The 20,022-nt window shown below is 66.3% G+C and carries 19 protein-coding genes and 1 tRNA gene; 6 read left to right on the top strand and 14 right to left on the bottom strand.

What is annotated here, in order from left to right; all coding sequences use genetic code 11:
• Positions 1 to 7 precede the first annotated feature (7 nt).
• From C1706_RS00610 to lysA, 13 genes are all read right to left on the bottom strand, one after another.
• On the bottom strand, positions 8 to 238 hold the full coding sequence (locus tag C1706_RS00610; RefSeq protein ID WP_129457270.1) for an ATP synthase F0 subunit c: 231 nt from the start codon (positions 236 to 238) through the stop codon (positions 8 to 10).
• A gap of 48 nt (positions 239 to 286) precedes the next feature.
• On the bottom strand, positions 287 to 1,111 hold the full coding sequence (gene atpB / locus C1706_RS00605) for a F0F1 ATP synthase subunit A (protein WP_129457269.1): 825 nt from the start codon (positions 1,109 to 1,111) through the stop codon (positions 287 to 289).
• A gap of 97 nt (positions 1,112 to 1,208) precedes the next feature.
• On the bottom strand, positions 1,209 to 1,670 hold the full coding sequence (locus tag C1706_RS00600; RefSeq protein ID WP_129457268.1) for a hypothetical protein: 462 nt from the start codon (positions 1,668 to 1,670) through the stop codon (positions 1,209 to 1,211).
• Positions 1,663 to 2,769 carry a glycosyltransferase family 4 protein gene (locus tag C1706_RS00595; protein ID WP_129457267.1) on the bottom strand — a complete coding sequence of 369 codons (1,107 nt, stop codon included), beginning with the start codon at positions 2,767 to 2,769 and terminating at the stop codon, positions 1,663 to 1,665. The genes C1706_RS00600 and C1706_RS00595 overlap by 8 nt, the downstream gene beginning before the upstream one ends.
• A gap of 3 nt (positions 2,770 to 2,772) precedes the next feature.
• A complete protein-coding gene (locus C1706_RS00590) occupies positions 2,773 to 3,555 on the bottom strand; it encodes an L-threonylcarbamoyladenylate synthase (protein WP_129457266.1) in 783 nt (260 codons plus the stop codon).
• Positions 3,552 to 4,397, bottom strand: coding sequence for a peptide chain release factor N(5)-glutamine methyltransferase (gene prmC / locus C1706_RS00585; RefSeq protein WP_129457265.1), 846 nt, complete (start codon positions 4,395 to 4,397; stop codon positions 3,552 to 3,554). The genes C1706_RS00590 and prmC overlap by 4 nt, the downstream gene beginning before the upstream one ends.
• Before the next feature lies 1 nt (position 4,398).
• Positions 4,399 to 5,475, bottom strand: coding sequence for a peptide chain release factor 1 (prfA, locus tag C1706_RS00580; protein WP_129457264.1), 1,077 nt, complete (start codon positions 5,473 to 5,475; stop codon positions 4,399 to 4,401).
• An 87-nt stretch (positions 5,476 to 5,562) separates the two neighbouring features.
• On the bottom strand, positions 5,563 to 5,775 hold the full coding sequence (rpmE, locus tag C1706_RS00575; protein ID WP_129457263.1) for a 50S ribosomal protein L31: 213 nt from the start codon (positions 5,773 to 5,775) through the stop codon (positions 5,563 to 5,565).
• A 154-nt stretch (positions 5,776 to 5,929) separates the two neighbouring features.
• Complete coding sequence (rho, locus tag C1706_RS00570; RefSeq protein ID WP_284690539.1) at positions 5,930 to 7,738, bottom strand: transcription termination factor Rho; 1,809 nt, start codon at positions 7,736 to 7,738, stop codon at positions 5,930 to 5,932.
• Between the two features lie 179 nt (positions 7,739 to 7,917).
• Positions 7,918 to 9,123 (bottom strand): glycosyltransferase 87 family protein, encoded by a 1,206-nt coding sequence (locus C1706_RS00565; RefSeq protein WP_129457261.1) that lies wholly within the window; start codon positions 9,121 to 9,123, stop codon positions 7,918 to 7,920.
• Entirely contained in the window at positions 9,113 to 9,721 is a 609-nt protein-coding gene (thrH, locus tag C1706_RS00560; protein ID WP_129457260.1) for a bifunctional phosphoserine phosphatase/homoserine phosphotransferase ThrH, read from the bottom strand. Before thrH ends, C1706_RS00565 begins: the two co-directional genes overlap by 11 nt.
• 1 nt (position 9,722) lies before the next feature.
• Positions 9,723 to 11,018 carry a homoserine dehydrogenase gene (locus C1706_RS00555; protein WP_129457652.1) on the bottom strand — a complete coding sequence of 432 codons (1,296 nt, stop codon included), beginning with the start codon at positions 11,016 to 11,018 and terminating at the stop codon, positions 9,723 to 9,725.
• A gap of 27 nt (positions 11,019 to 11,045) precedes the next feature.
• Entirely contained in the window at positions 11,046 to 12,452 is a 1,407-nt protein-coding gene (gene lysA / locus C1706_RS00550; protein ID WP_129457651.1) for a diaminopimelate decarboxylase, read from the bottom strand.
• A gap of 135 nt (positions 12,453 to 12,587) precedes the next feature.
• Between lysA and C1706_RS00545 the strand changes: the two genes are divergently transcribed.
• The 4 genes from C1706_RS00545 to galK all read left to right on the top strand — a co-directional run bounded on the left by C1706_RS00545 (position 12,588) and on the right by galK (position 18,037).
• Positions 12,588 to 12,662, top strand: a tRNA-Arg gene (locus C1706_RS00545).
• 200 nt (positions 12,663 to 12,862) lie between these two features.
• Positions 12,863 to 16,765 (top strand): multifunctional oxoglutarate decarboxylase/oxoglutarate dehydrogenase thiamine pyrophosphate-binding subunit/dihydrolipoyllysine-residue succinyltransferase subunit, encoded by a 3,903-nt coding sequence (locus C1706_RS00540; RefSeq protein WP_431830668.1) that lies wholly within the window; start codon positions 12,863 to 12,865, stop codon positions 16,763 to 16,765.
• Positions 16,765 to 16,944: a DUF6104 family protein gene (locus tag C1706_RS00535; protein WP_129457258.1), complete on the top strand. Its 180-nt coding sequence runs from the start codon at positions 16,765 to 16,767 to the stop codon at positions 16,942 to 16,944. Before C1706_RS00540 ends, C1706_RS00535 begins: the two co-directional genes overlap by 1 nt.
• The gene (galK, locus tag C1706_RS00530; RefSeq protein WP_164987368.1) at positions 16,934 to 18,037 is read left to right on the top strand and encodes a galactokinase; all 1,104 of its coding nucleotides are present in this window, start codon (positions 16,934 to 16,936) and stop codon (positions 18,035 to 18,037) included. The genes C1706_RS00535 and galK overlap by 11 nt, the downstream gene beginning before the upstream one ends.
• Here galK and C1706_RS00525 read toward each other — a convergent pair.
• A complete protein-coding gene (locus tag C1706_RS00525; RefSeq protein ID WP_129457256.1) occupies positions 18,021 to 18,389 on the bottom strand; it encodes a hypothetical protein in 369 nt (122 codons plus the stop codon). The genes galK and C1706_RS00525 overlap by 17 nt on opposite strands.
• Before the next feature lie 159 nt (positions 18,390 to 18,548).
• Here C1706_RS00525 and C1706_RS00520 point away from each other — a divergent pair, with 159 nt between their 5' ends.
• Positions 18,549 to 18,797 (top strand): WhiB family transcriptional regulator, encoded by a 249-nt coding sequence (locus C1706_RS00520; RefSeq protein WP_129457255.1) that lies wholly within the window; start codon positions 18,549 to 18,551, stop codon positions 18,795 to 18,797.
• Positions 18,798 to 18,851: 54 nt separating this feature from the next.
• On the top strand, positions 18,852 to 19,952 hold the full coding sequence (locus tag C1706_RS00515) for an ROK family transcriptional regulator (RefSeq protein ID WP_129457254.1): 1,101 nt from the start codon (positions 18,852 to 18,854) through the stop codon (positions 19,950 to 19,952).
• The last annotated feature ends 70 nt before the right edge of the window (positions 19,953 to 20,022 follow it).

The following is a 20,022-nucleotide window of genomic DNA, read 5'->3' as shown; positions in this document are numbered from 1 at the left end:
CCCCAGGTCAGCGCAGGACGAAGGCCAGCGCGATACCGATGATCGCCAGGGCCTCCACCACGGCGAAGCCGATCCAGGCGGTGCCCATCATGGCTCCGCGGGCCTCAGGCTGGCGTGCCGTGCCGTTGATGACCGAGGCGAAGATCCAGGCCACGCCCAGAGCCGGGCCCAGCGTCGCCAGCGCGTAGCCGATCATGTTGATCGAGCCGTTGATGGTGATCTCCAGGAAGGGGAGCATTGGGATTTCCTTTCGGATGGTTTCTTTCAGGCGAAAGCGAGCGGGATATCAGTGATCGTCGGAGATGGCCGACGCCACGTACTGCGCGGTCAAGACGGTGAAGATGTAGGCCTGGATCGCCCCAACGAGCAGTTCCAGAGCGAAGATGGCGAAGCTGAACAGCAAGGACACCACGCCAGCGGTCTTCAGCAGCGGCACAGCGAAGCCCTCCAGGGGCGCTGTAGCGGTCAGCAGCATGGTGCCGCCCACCACGAAGACCATGATGACCAGGTGCCCCGCGAACAGGTTCGCGAAGAGACGAAGCCCGAGCGTCAGCGGTCGAACGATGATGTTGGAGAGAAACTCCAAGGGGATGATCAAGATCCACAAGAACTTCGGCACTCCAGCGGGAAGCGTCGCATGCTTGAGGTATCCGAAGAACCCCTTCTTGCGGATGCCCGCGAGGTTGTAGAGCAGCCATGCGCACAACGCCAGCCCCCAGGCGTACCCGATCTTGGAGAACGTCGGGAACATGAAGAGCGCGAACTCACCGAAGAGGTTGTTCACCAAGATGAAGGAGAACAACGCGAGCAGGAAGGGGAGGTAGCGACGGAAGTCGTGCCCCAAGATGTCGCGGGCGATGCTGTTGCGCACCAGGCTGTACAGCGTCTCGCCGACGAACTGCTTGCGCGTGGGGACCGTCTTGAGGTTGCGTGACATCCACCACCAAAAGAGGATCACCAGCAGCGCGCCGATGAGGGCTTGCGCAGCATGGTTGTTGACCCAGTCGGGCAGAACTCCGGGGAACAGCGGTCGGGAGTCGAAGCTGTGCTCGCCCGGTGGCCACGATTCGCCCTCCAACGGAAGAAGAAGCAACCCGTTGGTACCGCCCATTGCGCCTCCTTGTGCGGTCGGTCATTCCATCAACGCCGCCAGCCCCAAAAGGCGAGGTCCGGTGCGCCAGGAACTCTAGCAACCCGGCACGGCTGAGTCACATCGAGCCGTGACCAGGTGAGGAGTCGGGCGGGTCGAACACGGGAATGCGCAGTTTGGAGTAGGCATGCAGTTCGAAACCGATCCATCCCAGCACCACGGCGATGGTCGTCACGACGAGGGCTACGGGGTCGAGCCAGGCGAAGCGATCGGCCTGGGTGAGCGTCACCGCCAAGGCGAGACCCAGCACTGTCACCCGTGCCAGATACGAGGCCAACCAGGCGAACAGCACGACCTTTGGCGCTGCGTCCGCGACCATGACCTGGGCGCCGAGCGCGACGGTATAGAAGGCGAGGGTGACGGCGGCGGCGATCGCGGAGGTTGCCCCAGCGTTGGCCCCTCGGAGCGCCCACATGAGCCCTACGGCCGTCAGCGCTGCGGCGTGCCCGCCGATCAAACCACCCACCAGGAGGCGTTGTGCCCGGACAACCTGGGCGCTCGGCGCCTTGCGCTCACGCATGGCTGATCCGACTGCGCCACCGGGGCCACCACGTGAGGACGATCGCCAGCACCACCCCTGCACCCGTCGCATAGGCGGGCCAGGTGGCATTCACGATGCCGAGCCCCACCATCCCAAAGGAAATGACTGCGGCCCACAACCACAGCAAGGCAACCGCCCCGGCGTGGCTGTGCCCCAGTTGGAGCATCCGATGATGCAGGTGTTGCTTGTCTGCTTCGAACCACAGCTTTCCCGCCAGCGTCCGGCGCGTATAGGCGCTGACGAGGTCGATGAAGGGCAGGGCGATGACCGCGAAGGGCAGCAACAGCGGGAGGTAGGCCGCCCACGGCGATCCGGTGTTCAGGTTCAGGCGAGACGGGTCCAACTGCCCCGTGAGGCTGATCACCGAGGTCGCGAGGAGGAACCCGAGAAGGAGCGCGCCCGAGTCGCCCATGAACATGCGGGCCTTGTGGACGTTGTGTGGCAGGAACCCCAAGCAGATCCCGACCAGGGCCACGGTGATCAACGAACTGGTGGTGGCCCGCACGAGATCCTGCTCAAAGCTCAGCAGGTAGGCGTACACGAAGTAGGAGGCGGCACCGATGGCCACCACGCCCGCCGCAAGCCCGTCGAGGCCGTCCATCAAGTTGACGGCATTGGTGCAAAACAAGATGACGAAGACGGCGAGCGCGATCGAGGCAATGTTGTCCAGGGCAATGATCCGGTCCGGAAAGGGGATCCAGTAGAACTTGACGCCGTTGAGGACCACGATCCCGGCAGCGAGCACCTCACCGGACAGTTTGGCTGCGGCCCCCAACTCGAACAGATCATCCACTACACCGACGACGCAGATCACCGCGCAGCCAGCCAGGATGACCCACGCATCGCGCTGAACCAGTTCATAGCGCCCCAACCAGGGCAGGTGCGTCGCCACGATGAGCGCGGCCGCCACCCCGGCGAGCATAGCGACGCCACCGAAGTACGGCACCGGCTTGGTGTGGACGTCGCGGACGCGCACCAGCGCAACGGCGTTGTAGCGAAACGCCAATCGCCGCGCGAGGCTGGCCATCACGTACGTCACCCCGGCGGCGACGAACAGGACCAGGAGGTACTCGCGCACTGCTCAGACCTCGTCGTGGCCCGGAGCAGCAGGTTCGACGCGCGCGTCCCGTCCATCCTTGGCAGGCTCATCCTCGGCAGGCCCGTCGTCGGCAGGGTCGCTGATGGACTCTTCCGCCGGCGCTGGATCGGTGATCGGGTCGCTCGATGGCACCTCGATCAGCCCAGGGACGGCCGCGTTGAGTTCACTGACGCTGATGCGACCTTCTCGAAGCACGGTGGCCTGCTCGCTCGTCAGATCCACGATGGTGGAAGGTACCGGATCGTTGACGACCCCCGCATCCAGGTAGACGCTGCACCGCTCCCCTAGCTGCTCGACAGCCTCGGCGATCGTCGTCGCTGCGGCATGCCCATGCACATTGGCGCTGCTCACGGCGAGCGGACCGGTACGCCGCAGCAGTTCTCGAGTGAACGCCTGATCGGGCACCCTCACCGCGATGGTGTCCCCGCGGTCCCCCAGGTCCATCCGCAACGAGTCTCGCGCCGTCACGACGATCGTCAACGCGCCGGGCCAGAATGCGTCCGCCAATGCCGTCAAGCGCTCATCGACGCCCGCGGCCAGCGCGCGCACCATGGCCACCTCGGCAACCAGGACGGGGGGCGGCATGTCCCTGCCGCGCTCTTTCGCGTCCAGCAGTCGCTGCACCGCAGCACCCGACGTGGCCAGCGCCCCGACACCGTAGATGGTGTCCGTCGGCACAACGATCACCTCACCGGTGGCCACAGCGGCCTGTGCCGCGTCGAAGGCCGCCTCTTCATCGCCGACGGCGATCACGGAATACGTCACGCGTCCATCCTGCCAGCACGTACCGCGGTCACGAACCGTGGCCGGTCGGTGAGGTCACAATGATCCTGAATCCGGCTGAACAACCCACTGTCGGAGAAGATGGCCGGGGCGGTGTGCTCTTGCACTTCGGCATGCTCGGCGCATACCACGCCACCGGGACGCAGCAGCCGTGCCGCCACCGCGGCGACGACATGCATAGCGTCGAGGCCATCATGCCCCGAGACGAGTGCCATCCAGGGATCGTGATCGCGCACCTCAGCGGGGACGTCGGCCCAATGCTCCAACGGAACGTAGGGCGGATTGGCAATCACGACATCGACCGACGCATCGAGGTCAGGAAACGCCTCGCGCATGTCCTCATGCCGAAGATCGACCCTGAACCCCTCGAGGTTGCGCTGCAGGTAGGGCCACGCCTCGTCGGAGAGTTCGACCGCCGCGTAGCAGGCTTGGGGTGCCTCGGTGGCGAGTGCCTTGGTGATAGCCCCCGAGCCTGCGCACAACTCCACCACCGTCGCGGTACGTCCCCCAGCGGTGAGGGCGGCGATCCTCTCCAACGCCCAACCGGTCATCACCTCGGTCTCGGGGCGAGGGATAAAGACCCCTGGCCCCACTTCCACGGTCGTGGTGCGGAACGGGGCGAGGCCCGTGATGTGCTGGATTGGCTCCCCTGACTCCCGCCGGCGGAGCATCTCCTCCAGCCGCGAGGAGGCCTCACCTGACAGCGGTGGGGCGAGCACCAGGGCGGATGGTTCGACTCCCAGGACGTGACACAGCAACAGGCGCGCTTCTGCCACTGATCCCAGGCGCGCCGCGGTGGCAGCGACGACGCGCGAGATGGGCATCTCAGGCACCTCCGGACGCCAATCGTTCCGCCAGGTCCGCGGCCTGCAGGGCCTCGATCACACCGGACATATCGCCTGCCAGCACCGCGTCCAGGTTGTAAGCCTTGTAACCGATCCGATGGTCGGCAATGCGGTTCTCGGGAAAGTTGTAGGTGCGGATCCGCTCAGAGCGGTCCACGGTGCGCACCTGGGAGCGGCGCGTGGCTGCGGCCTCCTGAGCTGCCTGCTCCTCCCCCAAAGCCGCCAGGCGGGCGCGCAGGATCCTCATCGCGGAGGCCTTGTTTTGCAACTGGCTTCGCTCGTTTTGGCAGGTCACCACCACGCCCGTCGGGAGGTGGGTGATCCGGACGGCCGAGTCGGTCGTGTTCACGCCCTGCCCTCCCTTGCCCGAACTGCGATAGACGTCGATGCGCAGGTCGTCGGGATCGATCTCAATCTCGGTGTCGTCTTCGATGTCGGGCATCACCAAGACCCCGGCTGCGGAGGTATGGATGCGTCCCTGGGTTTCCGTCACCGGGACGCGCTGAACCCGGTGCACGCCTCCCTCGAACTTCAAGACGCCATACGGCATTGCGTCTGGGGAGGAGTGGCTGCCGGCCTTGACCGCCATCGTCAGGGACTTGAAGCCGCCAAGATCGGTCTCGGCGGACTCCAGCACCTCGACTTTCCAGCCGCGATGCTCGGCGTAACGGCTGTACATCCGAACCAGATCCCCCGCAAAGAGGGCGGACTCTTCCCCGCCCTCCCCCGACTTGATCTCCAGCAGCGCATCGGCGCTGTCGTGCGGATCGCGGGGCGCCAACAGTTCGGCCAGCTTCTCCTCCTGATCTCCCAGCCGTTCGGCCAAGGCGTCGGCCTCAGCGCCGAACGCGGGATCCTCGGCGGCCAGTTCCCTTGCCGCCTCCAGATCGGCCACGAGCGCCTCGTGCTCGGCCAGGCCCTTGATGATGGGCGTCAACTCGGCGTAGCGGCGCCCGACACGCCGCGATAGTGCCGTGTCGGCGTGGGTGGCAGGATCAGCGAGCTGACGGGTCAACTCGTCGAACTCGGCAACGAGTTCGTGGGCGTGACCAAACATTGAGGTCCTCTCGAGACGACGGTGAGGGCGGACAACGACGACGCCGGGTGCCAGGAAACATGTCCTGACACCCGGCGTCGAGAGGAACTAGCCGTTCCGCTTGCCGTACCGCTTCTCGAAGCGGGCAACGCGGCCGCCCGTGTCGAGAATCTTCTGCTTGCCCGTGTAGAACGGGTGGCAGGCCGCGCACACCTCGGCGCGGATGACGCCGCTCGGTGCGGTGGAGTGCGTGGTGAACGTGTTGCCACAGGTACAGGTGACCGTGGTCTCAACGTACTCGGGGTGAATACCCTGCTTCATGGATTCTCCTATTCGTAAGGGACCGGGTCGCCGAAGAATGATGAGCGTGCGCTCAGGCGTGAACCGGTACCGACGCCCCATTCTGCCGTACGAGGCTCACGACATCAAACGCGCTCGGGGGCCCCGGCATTCCCGCGACCCCGGCCGCCCGGTGTCACTCGGCGCTGGGCGTCGTCCGGCTGATGACGTGCAGGAACTCCAAGTTGGTCTGGGTCTTGCGCAGGCGGTTGATGAGCATCTCCAAGGCAGCCTGATCCTCCAGACCAGACAGGACGCGGCGGAGCTTCCACATGATCGCCAACTCTTCGCGGGTCATGAGTTGTTCCTCACGGCGTGTGCCCGACGCCACGGCGTCGATCGCGGGGAAGATCCGCTTGTCGGCCATCTCACGGCGCAGGCGCAGTTCCATGTTGCCGGTGCCCTTGAACTCCTCGAAGATGACGTCGTCCATCTTGGAGCCAGTTTCGACCAGCGCCGTCGCCAAGATGGTGAGGGAGCCACCGTTCTCGACGTTGCGGGCGGCACCGAAGAACTTCTTCGGCGGGTAGAGCGCTGCGGAGTCCACGCCACCAGACAGGATGCGCCCTGAGGCGGGCGCCGCGAGGTTGTAGGCACGCGACAAACGGGTGATGCCGTCCAACAGGATCACGACGTCATGCCCTTGCTCCACGAGGCGCTTGGCTCGCTCGATGGCGAGTTCGGCGACGGTCGTGTGATCGTCGGCGGGGCGATCGAATGTCGAGGCGATGACCTCGCCCTTCACCGAACGCTGGAAGTCGGTGACTTCCTCGGGGCGCTCGTCCACGAGGACGACCATCAGGTGCACCTCGGGGTTGTTCGCGACGATCGCGTTCGCGATGGACTGCATGACCATCGTCTTGCCGGCCTTGGGGGGCGAGACGATCAGGCCACGCTGACCCTTGCCGATCGGGGCCACCAGATCGATGATGCGGCCTGTCATGTTGGTGGGTGTCGTCTCCAGGCGGAGCCGGTCTTGGGGGTAGAGCGGTGTGAGCTTGTTGAACTCGGGACGATCCTTCGCCAGTGCCGGATCGGCCGCGTTGATGGTGTCGATGCGGACGAGCGGGCTGAACTTCTGCCGTTCGCCCTCGCGGTGGGCACGCATGGCACCGGTGACGATGTCGCCCTTGCGCAGCCCCCACTTCTTCACCATGGAGAGCGCGACGTAGGCGTCATTGTTGCCCGGCAAGTAGCCCGACGTCCTGACGAAGGCGTAGTTGTCCAGGACGTCCAAAATGCCGCTGACTTCGGTGAGGACGTCGTCGTCGTTGACCGTGGGCTCCACGTCGAGCTTGTCCAGCCCGGCGTTACGCCCACCGGAGCCGCCCGAGCGGCGATTGTTGCGGTCGCGGTTGCGGCGGCGCCGGTTGCGGCGTCCCCCCTGGGAATCGTCGTCGTAGGGGTTTTCGGCGGAGCGGGACGCGTTGTGTGTGTTCGCCCCGGCGCTGGATGCAGTGCGCGATTCGTCGGTGCTGGCCGGGGCGGATGCGGTGGAGCGCTGTTCGTTTGCGTCGTTGTTGCGGTTCCGGTTGCGATTGCGGCGCGGTCCCTCGGCCGCCAGGGCCTCCAGCCGTGAGGCGACGTCATCGCCCCCCGCGGTGGCGTCGGAGCGCTCCTGTGTTTCGGTGGCGGCAGGCGAAGTGGAGGGCTGGGACGCGCGCTGCTCGTCGCGTGTACCGGACGTCTGCGGGGTGCTGCTCGCCTGGGCGGAGCGCTGGCGTCGGGGACGTTCCACGGCAGTCGCCTCAGCGGTCGGCGCGGACGCCTCGAGCGGCAGGGCGGCCTCCGTGCGGCTGGGACGGCGGGCGCCCTTGCCCTGCCCCGCCTGCGTCGCCTTGACTGCAGCGGCCAACTCCGCCTTGCGCAAACCAGTGGACTTGACGCCCAGCGAGCTGGCCAGTTTCTTCAGGTCAGGGAGAAGCATCGAATCGATGTCTGACACGTGGATCCTCTCGGGTTCCCTCCGGGCACTCTGCCATGAGGGCGGGGCGTCAGCGGGCCGGTCGCAGACCAGCGGTGACACTCGGGAAAATGGGGAGCAGGCTTTACCGAATCAGCTCGGTGCCCCACCTGCAGGGCCACGCAACGTGGTGCGCTAAAGCAAGCCTAGCACGGCTCTGCTCAGGACTGGGCTCGCAAAGAACGCCAGGCGGAGACCCCGCACAGCAGCACAAACACCAACCCCATGGCGATGCCCAGGTTGACCACGAGCTGTTCCACGGGCGTGTAGGTCAACTCCGCACCGTCACCGCCCGGAAGGACCTTGAACGGCGCGACCCACACCCACGCCGCATAGGCGAGCCCGAACCAGCGCACCGGGGCGGACAGGTCTTTGCCCTTCAGCAGGATCACGGTGAGCGGCACAATCCAGACGTAGTGGTGCGACCAACTGATCGGCGACGCCAGCAAGCTGGTCAGGCCCGCCACGCAGATCGCCAGGCTCACCTGCCCCGTCCGGTGAACCATCACGGCCACGGCGATACCCACCACAGCGACGAGGGCACTCACGACGAGCCCGCCGCGCGAGAGTTCCCCGAAAAGCCGCGCCCACGCACCCATGATCGACTGGTTGGTCTTAAAGATGATGCCGCTGTTGATTCCTGAATTCCCCGACAGGAGTCCGCTCCAGTAGTGCAGGGAACCGGCGGGTAGCAGGAGCACTCCCAGGCCGGTCGCGGCCACGAATGTGAAGAAGGCGACCAGACCCGAACGCCGACGCCCCGCAAAGAACTGGTAGGCGGCCACCGTCGCAGGGGTCAGCTTCACGGCCGTAGCAAGACCGATCCACGTTCCTTCCGGCAGGATCCGCCGCGGCAGGATTCGTCGGCCGGGGAGGGAATCCAGCACCGCCGCCGCCACCAGCAAAACCCCCAACTGCCCAAAGCCGAGCGTCTCACGCACCGGCTCGGCACACACGACGGCCACCGTGGTCGCCAGGCTCAAAACCCACCCGGACAGCCCCAGGCGATAGAGCATCGCCATGAGAAGCGTGACGGTGAGGGCGATCCATGCCACCTGAGCGACCGCGAGTGGGACGACCGCCAAGGGGATGGTGAACAGCGCGGCAAACGGCGGATAGATCCAGGGCAGGCCGTCGGCAACATAGAAGTCCTGCCCGGCGAGGAGCATCGATCCCGTGCGTCGGTAGACATCCAGGTCGATCATCGCGGGCGCCCATGGGAACAGGCTCCCGCCGGGGATGGTGATGGCGGCGATCACGAGTGCGGCCACCATCGGGGGGAGGAACCACCCCACCTGGATCAGCGCTGAGCGCCACGTCCACGGCGCGGGCTGGGCTGCGCCCTCCGTCGCGCTGTTAGCCGACACGCTGAGCCGCCTGGGAGAAAGCCTCCCGCAGTTGTTCGTAGTCACGTGCCACCGGGAACTGGGGGAACTCCTCGATCACCGAGGTCGGGGGGTCGAACAAGATCCCCGCATCGGCCTGGGTGAGCATGCCGGTGTCGTTGTAGGAGTCGCCGCTGGCCACCACGCGCAGATTCAGCGACTGCAAGGCCGCGACGGCCTTCGTCTTTTGGTCCCGTTGCCGCAACGTGTACCCGACGATGCGATCATCGCGGACGTCGAGCCGGTGACACAGCAGCGTCGGATGGCCCAACTGTGCCATCAACGGCATACCGAACTCGTAGAAGGTGTCCGACAAGATCACCACCTGGAAGCGCTCCCGCAGCCAGTCCAGGAAGGCGGGAGCTCCCGGCAGCGACGACAACGACGCGATCACGTCCTGGATCTGGCTGAGCCCGATGCCATGGGCGTCCAAGACGGACAGCCGATGGGTCATCAGTTCGTCGTAGTCGGCAATGTCACGCGTCGTGAGCCGCAGTTCATCGATCCCCGTGCGCTCGGCCACCCCGATCCAGATCTCAGGAACCAGGACGCCTTCCAAGTCCAAGCACGCCATCAGCATGTCAGGCCCCTTCCACCCGCAACACGCGGACGCCGCCGTGCACGTCGTCCGTACTCATCAAATGCGTCACCACAGCCCGCACAGCATCGTGCGTCGCCTCGTGCGTCGTAATCCCCAGGTGGGCCCGGCCGCCTTCATCGCCCTGCTCTTGCCGCACAGCCGCGATGGAGACCTGCTGGCGAGCCATGGCCTCGGCGACGCGGGCCAAGACGCCCGGTTCGTCCCGCACGGTCACCGACAGGTAGTACCGCGAGCGAACTGCACCCGGGGGGGTGATCCCGGGCGTGCTGTAGGCCGACTCCCCCGGACCGGCGACGCCGCGAACGCGGTTGCGTGCCGCCGTGACGATGTCACCCAGCACAGCCGAGGCCGTGGGGGAACCGCCCGCACCGGGCCCCATGAACATCAGTCGTCCCGCGTTCACCGACTCGACAAAGACGGCGTTGTAGGCACCGCGGATCCCCGCCAACGGGTGCTCGAGAGGGACCATGGTGGGGTGAACGCCCACCGCGACGGTCCCGTCGGCAGAAACCGTGCAGCGGGCCAGGAGCTTCACCACGCACCCGAGGCGCTCGGCTGCGGCGATGTCCTGCACGTCGATCTCCGTGATCCCTTCACGGTCGACATCATCGAGGTGCACGCGGGTGTGGAAGGCGAGCGACGCCAGGATCGCCGCCTTGGCAGCCGCGTCGTACCCTTCGACGTCAGCCGTCGGATCCGCCTCGGCGTACCCGAGCGACTGAGCCTCGGCCAAAGCGTCAGCGAACGTCGACTTGCGCGTGTGCATCTGGTCGAGGATGTAGTTCGTGGTGCCATTGACGATCCCGAGCACGCTCGTGATCGCGTCCCCGACCAAGGATTCACGCAAGGGACGGATGATCGGAATGGCGCCCGCCACCGCCGCCTCGTAATAGACGTCGACGTCGGAATCGCGGGCCGCGTCAAAGACGGCGTCACCATGCTGGGCCAGTAGGGCCTTGTTCGCGGTGACCACCGACTTACCCGCAGCGATGGCATCCAGCAGGTACGTCAGAGTCGGTTCGATGCCGCCGACCATCTCGACGACGATGTCCACATCCTCACGACGCACCAGCGAAGCGACGTCGGTCGTCAGGAGGGCCGGATCGATCCCGGGACGCGGAATGTCTCGGCGCACCCCGATCCCCACCAGTTCCAGCGGCCGACCGACACGCTCACGCAGGTCGTCGGCCTGCTCCACCAGAATCCGCGCCACCTGTGAACCCACGACGCCGCAGCCCAGCAGCGCCACCCGCACAGGGGCGTCCCCGATCGTCATCATGGTCCTCGTCGTCCTCGCAGTCCGTCAGTCCAGGCCGGCGTCGAGGGCCAGCAGATCGTCCAGCGTCTCGCGCCGAAGGATGACCGACACTTTACCGTCCCGGACCCCCACCACTGCCGGGCGCGGGGTGTGGTTGTAGTTGCTCGCCATCGACCTGCTGTAGGCGCCCGCGGCGGGCACGGCAATGACATCGCCAATCGCAATGTCCGAGGGCAAGAACACATCGCGCACGAGGATGTCTCCGCCTTCACAGTGCAGACCCACCACCCGCGAGAGCGTGGGCGGTGCGGTGGTGACGCGGTTGGCGACGACGGCGGAGTACTCGGCGGCGTAGAGGGCCGGACGGATGTTGTCGCTCATCCCCCCGTCCACGCTGATGTAGCGGCGGGATTGCCCCCCGCCCAGTTCGACGTCCTTGATCGTGCCCACCGTGTAGAGCGCCGTTCCCGGAGGGCCGCTGATGGCGCGTCCGGGCTCCAGCGAGAGGAGCGGCTTGTCGAGTCCGAAGGCGCGGCACTCGTGCTCGATGATGTCGGACAGTCCCCTGGCGAGGTCGGCGGGCGTCGCGGGCGAATCATCAATGGTGTAGGCGATACCGAAACCGCCCCCCAGATCCAGTTCCGGCAGGGTGACGCCGGTGGCTTCCTTGAACTGACTCATCAACCGCAGGGTGCGGCGCGCGGCGACCTCGAACCCGTTGGTGTCGAAGATCTGGGAGCCGATATGGCTGTGAAGACCCACGAGGTCCAGGTGGGGGCTGCCTTGGCAGCGCACCAACGCGACGAGCGCCTGCCCGCCCGCGATGGAGAATCCGAACTTTTGATCCTCGTGCGCGGTTGCGATGTATTCATGGGTGTGCGCTTCCACGCCGGTGGTAACACGGATGAGCACCGGAGGCCGCACCCCCAGTTCCGCTCCGATCCGCTCAAGCCTGGTGATCTCATCGGAACTGTCGATGATGATGCGTCCCACTCCTGTGCTCAGCGCGAGCCGCAGGAGTTCCTCGGACTTGTTGTTGCCGTGGAGACCGATGCGTGCGGGATCGAATCCGGCGCGCAGCGCGACGGTCAGCTCACCGAGTGAGCACACGTCCAGGTTGAGGCCTTCCTCGCTGACCCAGCGAGCGATGGTGCCGCTGAGGAAGCTCTTGCCGGCGTAGTAGACCTTCCATCCGGAGAATGCCTGCGCCCAGGTGAGAGCCCTGCCACGAAAGTCGATCTCATCAATCGCATAGACCGGCGATCCGGCCTGCGCCATGATCTCGCTCACCGGCAAGCCGCCCACGTGCATTTCGCCACCCTGACCGCGCACGGCAGTGCCGCTCCACAGCCCGTCGACGAGGACATTGGCGTCAACCGGCTTCTCCAACCACACGGGTGCGGCGGAACTGGCGTCGGCATGGATGGATCCGGCAACGTGCATGTGAGTCACGACGCTCAACTCTGCCATGTCTCACCTCGGGCATCCTGCGCACCTCACCGCTCGGACACCTTTCGCGCATCACGGCCGCGCGGAGACCCGGCAAGGAGGTGCTAGAGTCGTCTCCGGCCTTCACGGCCATGGATGGCCCCCATAGCTCAGGGGATAGAGCACCGCCCTCCGGAGGCGGGAGCGCAGGTTCGAATCCTGCTGGGGGCGCCACCACTATCACCACACCTCCCCGTCGCGGCCCGAAGGAAACTGACGAGGGCCCGCTTGCTTGTCACCTCATCGCCGACGCCTCGCGCTCATTCCCGGGCGCGTGTCCGGGTTCGTCCCCATCGCCCATCGCGGCTAAGCTCGCAGCGGGCGGCCGCTGACGGACAGGTCGCCCGTGCGCGAGCGAATGGAAGAAGGCAATGGTGGCGACGGCGCCCGGCAACAACTCCAGCGACCTCACGGACTTCGGGGCCAATGATTGGCTCATCGAGGAGACGTACGAGGCCTATTCCACCGACCCCGACTCGGTTGATCCGGCGTGGCGTGAGTTTTTCGCCTCGCGCGCTGAGCAGACTCCCCCGGGGGCATCGACAACGGCCCCTCCCCCTCAGGTGGCCGCACCCGCTCCCGTAGAGCACGCCCCCGCCCCAGCTGAACCGTCGGCCAAGGTCGCGCTAGCCAAGCCAGCAGCCGCGCCCACGCCGCCCCCCGCACCGGCGGCGGCGCCTGTGCCTGCAGCGGGCCCCGCGGCACCTGCCCCCGCCGCACCTTCGGCGCCGAGCGCTCCCGCAACCCCCGCCGTGGCACCCCATGCCGCCAATGGGCCCAGCCCCGCAGTGGTGGCTTCGCGTTCGGGTTCCTCCGCCACGGGGGCACCCCGCAACCCGGGCAGCGCCGGTGGCTTGTCGGCCAACAGGCCCTCCGCAATTCGACCGATCCAAGAAAAGCCCGAGCCCACCGAGGTCACCCTGCGCGGGACGCCGATGCGGACCGCGAAGAACATGGATCTCTCCTTGGCCGTCCCCACGGCCACGAGCGTGCGCAACATCCCCGTCAAACTGCTGTTCGACAACCGCGAGATCATCAATCAGCACCTCGCCAAGACCACGGGCGGCAAGGTCTCCTTCACCCACCTGCTCGGGTACGCCATGGTGCAGGCGCTCAAGCTCGTGCCGGACATGAACAACTCCTACAAGGTCGTCAACGGCAAGCCGACGCTGGTGGTCCCCAACCAGGTGAACCTCGGGCTGGCCATCGACCTCAAGGAGCCCGACGGTTCCCGCCGCCTCTTGGTCCCCAACATCACCGGCGCGGACCAGATGAACTTCCGCGAGTTCTGGCAGGCCTATGAGGCCATGGTCAAGAAGGCGCGCACCAACACCTTGACCGTGGACGACTTCGCTGGGACGACCGCCTCCCTCACCAATCCCGGCGGGATCGGCACCAGCCATTCGGTGCCCCGCCTCATGCCAGGTCAGGGCGTCATCTTGGGCGTCGGCTCGCTGGATTACCCGCCGGAGTTCCAGGCGGCCTCTGACCAGCGCTTGCGCGAACTAGCCGTCTCGAAGATCACCACGCTGACCTCGACCTATGACCATCGCGTCATCCAAGGGGCCACCTCGGGTGAGTTCCTCAAGGTGATGCACGAGTTGATCCTGGGGCAGCACGGCTTCTACGACGAGGTCTTCTTGTCGCTGCGTGTCCCCTATCTCCCCCTTCGGTGGGCCTCCGATGATTCGGCTCACCGAACCTTCGAGCTCTCCAAGGGCGCACGCGTGGTGCAACTCATCAACGCGTACCGCATGTGGGGCCACCTCATGGCCGACATCGACCCACTGGAGTACGAGCAGCGCACCCATCCCGAACTGGAGCTCGAAGCCCACGGTCTGACGATTTGGGATCTCGACCGCGAGTTCCCCGTCGGGGAGTTCGGCGGCCACGCCAAGGAGACGATGACGCTGCGGGAGGTCCTGCGCCAACTGCGCACCGCCTACTCCAGCCACGTCGGCGTGGAGTTCATGCACATCCAAGAGCCCGAGAAGCGGCGGTGGATCGAAAGCTACTTCGAGCGCCCCTACACCAAGTGGACGCGGGATGAGCACCTGCGGATCCTGGACAAGCTCAACGAGTCCGAGATCTTCGAGACGTTCCTGCAGACCAAGTTCGTGGGCCAAAAGCGTTTCTCGCTGGAAGGCGCCGAGTCGACCATCGTCCTGCTCGACGAGGTCTGCGACGTCGCCGCGAACGCGGGCCTGTCCGAAGTCACGATCGGCATGCCTCACCGAGGACGCCTCAACGTCTTGGCCAACATCGTCGGCAAGAGTTATGGCCAGATCTTCCGTGAGTTCGAGGGAAGCATCGACCCCCATCAGAACATGGGGACCGGCGATGTGAAGTACCACCTCGGCGCCGAAGGTGAGTTCACCTCGCTGGAGGGCAACGTCATCAAGACGTCGGTTGCGGCGAACCCGAGCCATCTCGAAGCCGTTAACCCGGTCGTGGAAGGGATCGCCCGGGCCAAGATGGATGCCACCGGCAACCTCGAGGCCTACTCCGTCTTACCCGTCTTGTTGCACGGTGACGCCTCGTTCTCGGGCCAGGGCATCGTGTACGAGACGCTGCAGATGAGCCGGCTGCGCGGCTACAAGACCGGCGGCACGATCCACATCGTCGTCAACAACCAGGTCGGATTCACCACCGCGCCCAGCGAGTCGCGGTCCTCGGTCTACTCCACCGACGTCGGCAAGGTCGTTCAAGCGCCCATCTTCCACGTCAACGGCGATGACCCTGAAGCGGTCGCCCGCGTCGGATGCCTGGCCTTCGAGTACCGTCAAGCCTTCCATACCGACGTTGTGATCGACCTGGTGGCCTACCGGCGCCGGGGCCACAACGAGGGTGACGACCCCAGCTTCACCCAGCCCAAGATGTACGACCTCATCGAGCAAAAGCGCAGCGTGCGTCGGATCTACACCGAGTCTCTGATTGGCCGCGGTGACATCTCTACCGAGGACGCGGACGCGGTGATGGAGCGGTTCCGCAGTCGCCTTGAGGGAGTCTTCAAGGACGTCAAGGGCAATGAGGAGGAGGACGACTCCTACAGCCGGGTCCCCTTCTATCCGGTCAAGTTGGGTCGCGAGCAAGGTACGGCCATCACCACCGAGGCCATGCACCGCATCGCCGAGGCCCAGGTGACCTTCCCCGCCGGATTCGCGGTCCATCCCAAGGTGCTGCCCCAGATGCAGCGCCGCGCTCACGCCATCGAGAACGGCCCCATCGACTGGGCCACCGGCGAGATCTTGGCGCTGGGGTCGCTGTTGTTGGAAGGCCGCACCGTGCGGTTGACCGGCCAAGACAGCAGGCGGGGCACCTTTAGCCAGCGTTTCGCTGCGGTGGTGGATCGCCGGACGAACGACGAATACGTCCCGCTGAAGCATCTCAGCGAGACCCAGGGCACCTTCCACATCTACGACTCGTTGTTGAGTGAGTACGCGGTGATGGGCTTCGAGTACGGGTACTCCGTGGCCTCTCCGCAGTCGCTCGTGCTGTGGGAGGCCCAGTTCGGCGACTTCGCCAATGGGGCGCAGACCGTCGCCGATGAGTTCATCTCCTCGGGCGCGGCCAAGTGGACTCAAAAGTCTGGCGTCGTGCTGCTGCTGCCCCACGGCTATGAGGGCCAGGGGCCCGATCACAGTTCGGCCCGCATTGAGCGCTGGCTGCAGTTGTGCTCTGAGGACGCGCTGGCGGTGTGCCAGCCGTCCACCCCGGCGTCCCATTTCCACCTGCTGCGGACCCACACCTACGTCAACTGGCACCGACCGCTGGTGATCCTGACGCCCAAGTCGATGCTGCGCAGCAAGGCGGCCGTCTCACAGCCCGAGGAGTTCATCCATGGACGGTGGCGTCCGGCGATCGGGGACGACTCGATCACCGATCCGTCCGCGGTGACGACGGTGCTGTTGTGCTCGGGCAAGCTCCGCTGGGATCTCGTGGCCGAACGGGCCAAGCGGGGCCTGGAATCTCAGGTGGCCATCGTGAGCCTGGAGCGGCTCTACCCCCTGCCCATCGAGGATCTAGTCGCCGAACTTCGGCGCTACCCCGACGTCACCGATGTCCGTTTCGTCCAGGATGAGCCGCTGAATCAGGGCGCGTGGCCCTTCATGGCACTGCATCTGCCCGCTGCGGTCGACGAGGCCATGGGCGGGGGCTATCACCTGGATCTCACTGTCGTCGCTCGTCCCGAGGCGTCTTCGCCGTCGGTGGGCCTGCACAAGGTCCACGTGGCGCAGGAGGCGGACTTGTTGCAGCGCGCCTTCGAAGGGGCCTGATGTACTTCACTGACCGTGGGATCGAAGAGTTGGAGACCCGTCGCGGCGATGATGACGTCACGATGGCCTGGCTCGCTGAGCAGTTTCGGACGTTCGTTGATCTCAACCCAGAGTTCGAGATCCCGGTGGAACGCCTAGCCACATGGCTGGCGAGATTGGATGACCTCGATGACGAGTGAGGCAGTGGGGGTCTCTCCTGGCCGTGTGAACCTGATCGGTGAACACACCGACTACAACGACGGCTACGTGCTCCCCATCGCGCTCGACAAGACCGCGCGGATCTCCGCGTCCCGAGGCGGGGAGGGAGACGTGGTAACGATCTCCTCGGCGCAACTGGGTACGTCGGTCGTCTTGGACGTTCTGGAGCCCGGCGAGCGGGCCTGGTGGGGCTACATCGCCGGTGTGGTGTGGGCGTTGCGCGATGCAGGTCACCCCATCGGTGCGATCGATCTGGCACTCGACAGCGATGTGCCCTTAGGTGGGGGCCTCTCAAGTTCGGCGGCGATCGAATGCGCAACCGCGCTGGCGCTGGATCAACTCGCGTCCCTCGACCTGACCCCCGAGCAGTTGGCCTCGGTGTCACAGGCGGCAGAGAATCGTTTCCTGGGTATCCCCACGGGGCCAATGGATCAGCGAGCCAGCCTGTGGTGCGAAGCCGAGCATGCGTTGCTGCTGGATTGCCGCACCCTGACGGCCCGCCAGATTCCGTTCGCGCTGCCGACGGACCTGACCCTGGCGCTGGTCGATACGCGTAGCCCTCACGTTCTAGCTGATGGCCACTATGCGCGACGGCGAGCATCCTGCGAGGCCGCAGCCGCCGTCCTCGGGGTCACGGCTCTGCGGGACGTGACGATCGACGAGTTGCCTGCCGCCCTCGCACGGCTCTCCGATGAGGAGCACGTCCGCCGCGTGCGGCACGTCGTCACGGAGAACGCGCGCGTCCTTGCCACGGTCGCAGCCCTCGAAGCCAACGACTGGGCGGCCGTGGGAGAACTCCTCACGGCCTCGCACGCGTCGATGCGCGATGACTACGAGATCACCGTCCCCACGGTGGATCTTGCCGTTGAGGTCGCCGTGGCCTCCGGAGCGCTGGGAGCCCGGATGACCGGGGGCGGGTTCGGTGGCACCGTGATCGCTCTGCTTCCGACCCGGGAACTGCAAGCCTTCACCACGGCGCTCACCCAGGCCTACGCTCGCCACGGTTTCGATACGCCTCAGGTGACGACGACCCGCGCCTGTGCCGGGGGGATCGCGCTCAGTCTTCGCCGCTGAGCGCGGCCCGGCTGCCCGGCAGAAGCGGACCGACCACACAGGCCAACCCCGCAACAGCGCCGACGACGGCGAGGCCGTTGCTGGGAATCATCTGCCCGAACGCGAACAGGTTCATCAGCCCGGCGGCCACGACGACGCCACGAAGTCGGCCTGCCCCGCGCCAAAGGAGCAGGCCGCTCCCGGCGACGACGAGGGCCCACACCACCAGGGCAGCCGCGACGCCGTAGCTGAAACCGCCGTGCGCTGCTGCGAGCGACAGGCCAGCCAAGACGATGAGGAACGCCCCCAAGGCCACGCTGGCCACGGCGACGGCGATCAGGCCTGGTTCTCGGGTACAGCGACGGGGATGCATCCCCCTCATGGTAGAGGATTCACCGCATGAACTCGTGCCTGACAGTGCCAAGGTCTTGTCTTCCGACCGATATGTTGGCAAAGTGTTCGGGTACGCCTGGATGACACCCAAACCCCGACGTGCCCTCTCGTTTCCCAACGCATTAGGAGTGGTTTCCGCATGGATTGGCGCCATCAGGCGGCGTGCCTGACCGAGGATCCCGAGCTGTTCTTCCCCGTCGGGAACACTGGTCCGGCCATCATGCAGATCGCGGAAGCCAAGAAGGTGTGCGCGCGCTGTGACGTCCGGGCCGAATGCCTGCAATGGGCGTTGGAAGCCGGGCAAGATCACGGTGTGTGGGGCGGCCTGTCCGAAGATGAGCGTCGCGCGATGAAGCGTCGCAACGCCCGCGCCCGCAACCGCGCCTGATTGCGTTCACCAAATCCTGGGGCGCCGAACGGCGCAGAACGGCAGACTGTAGGTGTGAAGCGCGATCGATGGAGTCTGGATCCCACCTCGTTGCGCGTCACGCTCGGGGTCTTACGACACGGCCCGATCTCCCGCGCAGAGTTGGGCCGCATGCTCGGATTGTCGTCGGCAAGCCTGACGCGCATCACCGAACCCTTGGTGCGCTCCGGGCTGCTGATCGAAGGTGCCCCCCAGCCCCGCTCACCCGGACGTCCCTCCCTGCCCTTGGAGATCGCCGCGGGTGCGGCGACGTTCATCGGCATCAAGTTGGCTCGCGACGCCGTCTATGGCGCGCTGACCGACCTCAAGGGCACCATCATGCGGTCGGGTTCAACCCCCCTTCACGAGGCGACTCCAGAAGCCGTCACGGCGGCCATCGCTTCCCTGACTGACACGCTGCGTGGTCGGCGTCGACCACGTGCCATTGGGGTGTCCCTGGCGGGCACCGTGGCGGAGGACGGGCTTGTGCGCGGCACGTATCTACTCGGCTGGGCCGATCCGGTCGACCTCGCTGGCCCGATCGGAGAAGCCACGGGGATGCCGGTGGTCATCGACAACGACGTGAATGCGTTCACGGTCGCCGAGCATTGGTTCGGGGCGGGTCGCGGCGCCGACGACTTCGCCGTCATCACCTTGGGTGCTGGGGTGGGGATGGGACTGGTGTGCGGCGACGAACTCGTGCGCGGTCACGGCGGCGCGGCGGGAATGGTGGGCCCTGTTCTTCTACGCGAAGGGCGTCCGGCCTGGCGTGCTGCCGGGGTCCCCTATGTGATGGAAGCCGCTCAGGCCCTCCTCGGGCGGGAGGTCTCCCCGGCAGAACTCCCCACGCTGGCCCTCGCGAATCCCGGCCTGGCTGAACTGCTGGACGACCTCGCCGACGCCACGGGAGAGTTGGCGGGCACTGTGTGCTCCATCACGGCTCCCGAACGGATCCTGGTGGCCGGTGAGGGTGCGGTCTTGCTCGCTGGCCGCGAGGCCCGCGTCGCCGCCCGGTTGGCAGACATGGGTCCCTACGGCCTGCCTGCCCCCGCGCTCATCGTGGAGGCCGTCGGCGATCAGGAATGGGCACGAGGAGCAGCCGCTTTGGCTATCCGCTCCCGCATGCGCGCCTCCTGAACTCCGCCGCAGGGGTGCCAGCCCGACCGAACTGCGACGCGAGGAAGGGCCGAGCCACACTCCCACGCGG

It is taken from the genome of Propioniciclava flava, from assembly GCF_004126535.1.
Taxonomy (GTDB): domain Bacteria; phylum Actinomycetota; class Actinomycetes; order Propionibacteriales; family Propionibacteriaceae; genus Propioniciclava; species Propioniciclava flava.
Note: the sequence above shows the minus strand (reverse complement) of the source record. Positions and strands in the feature narration are given on the sequence as shown.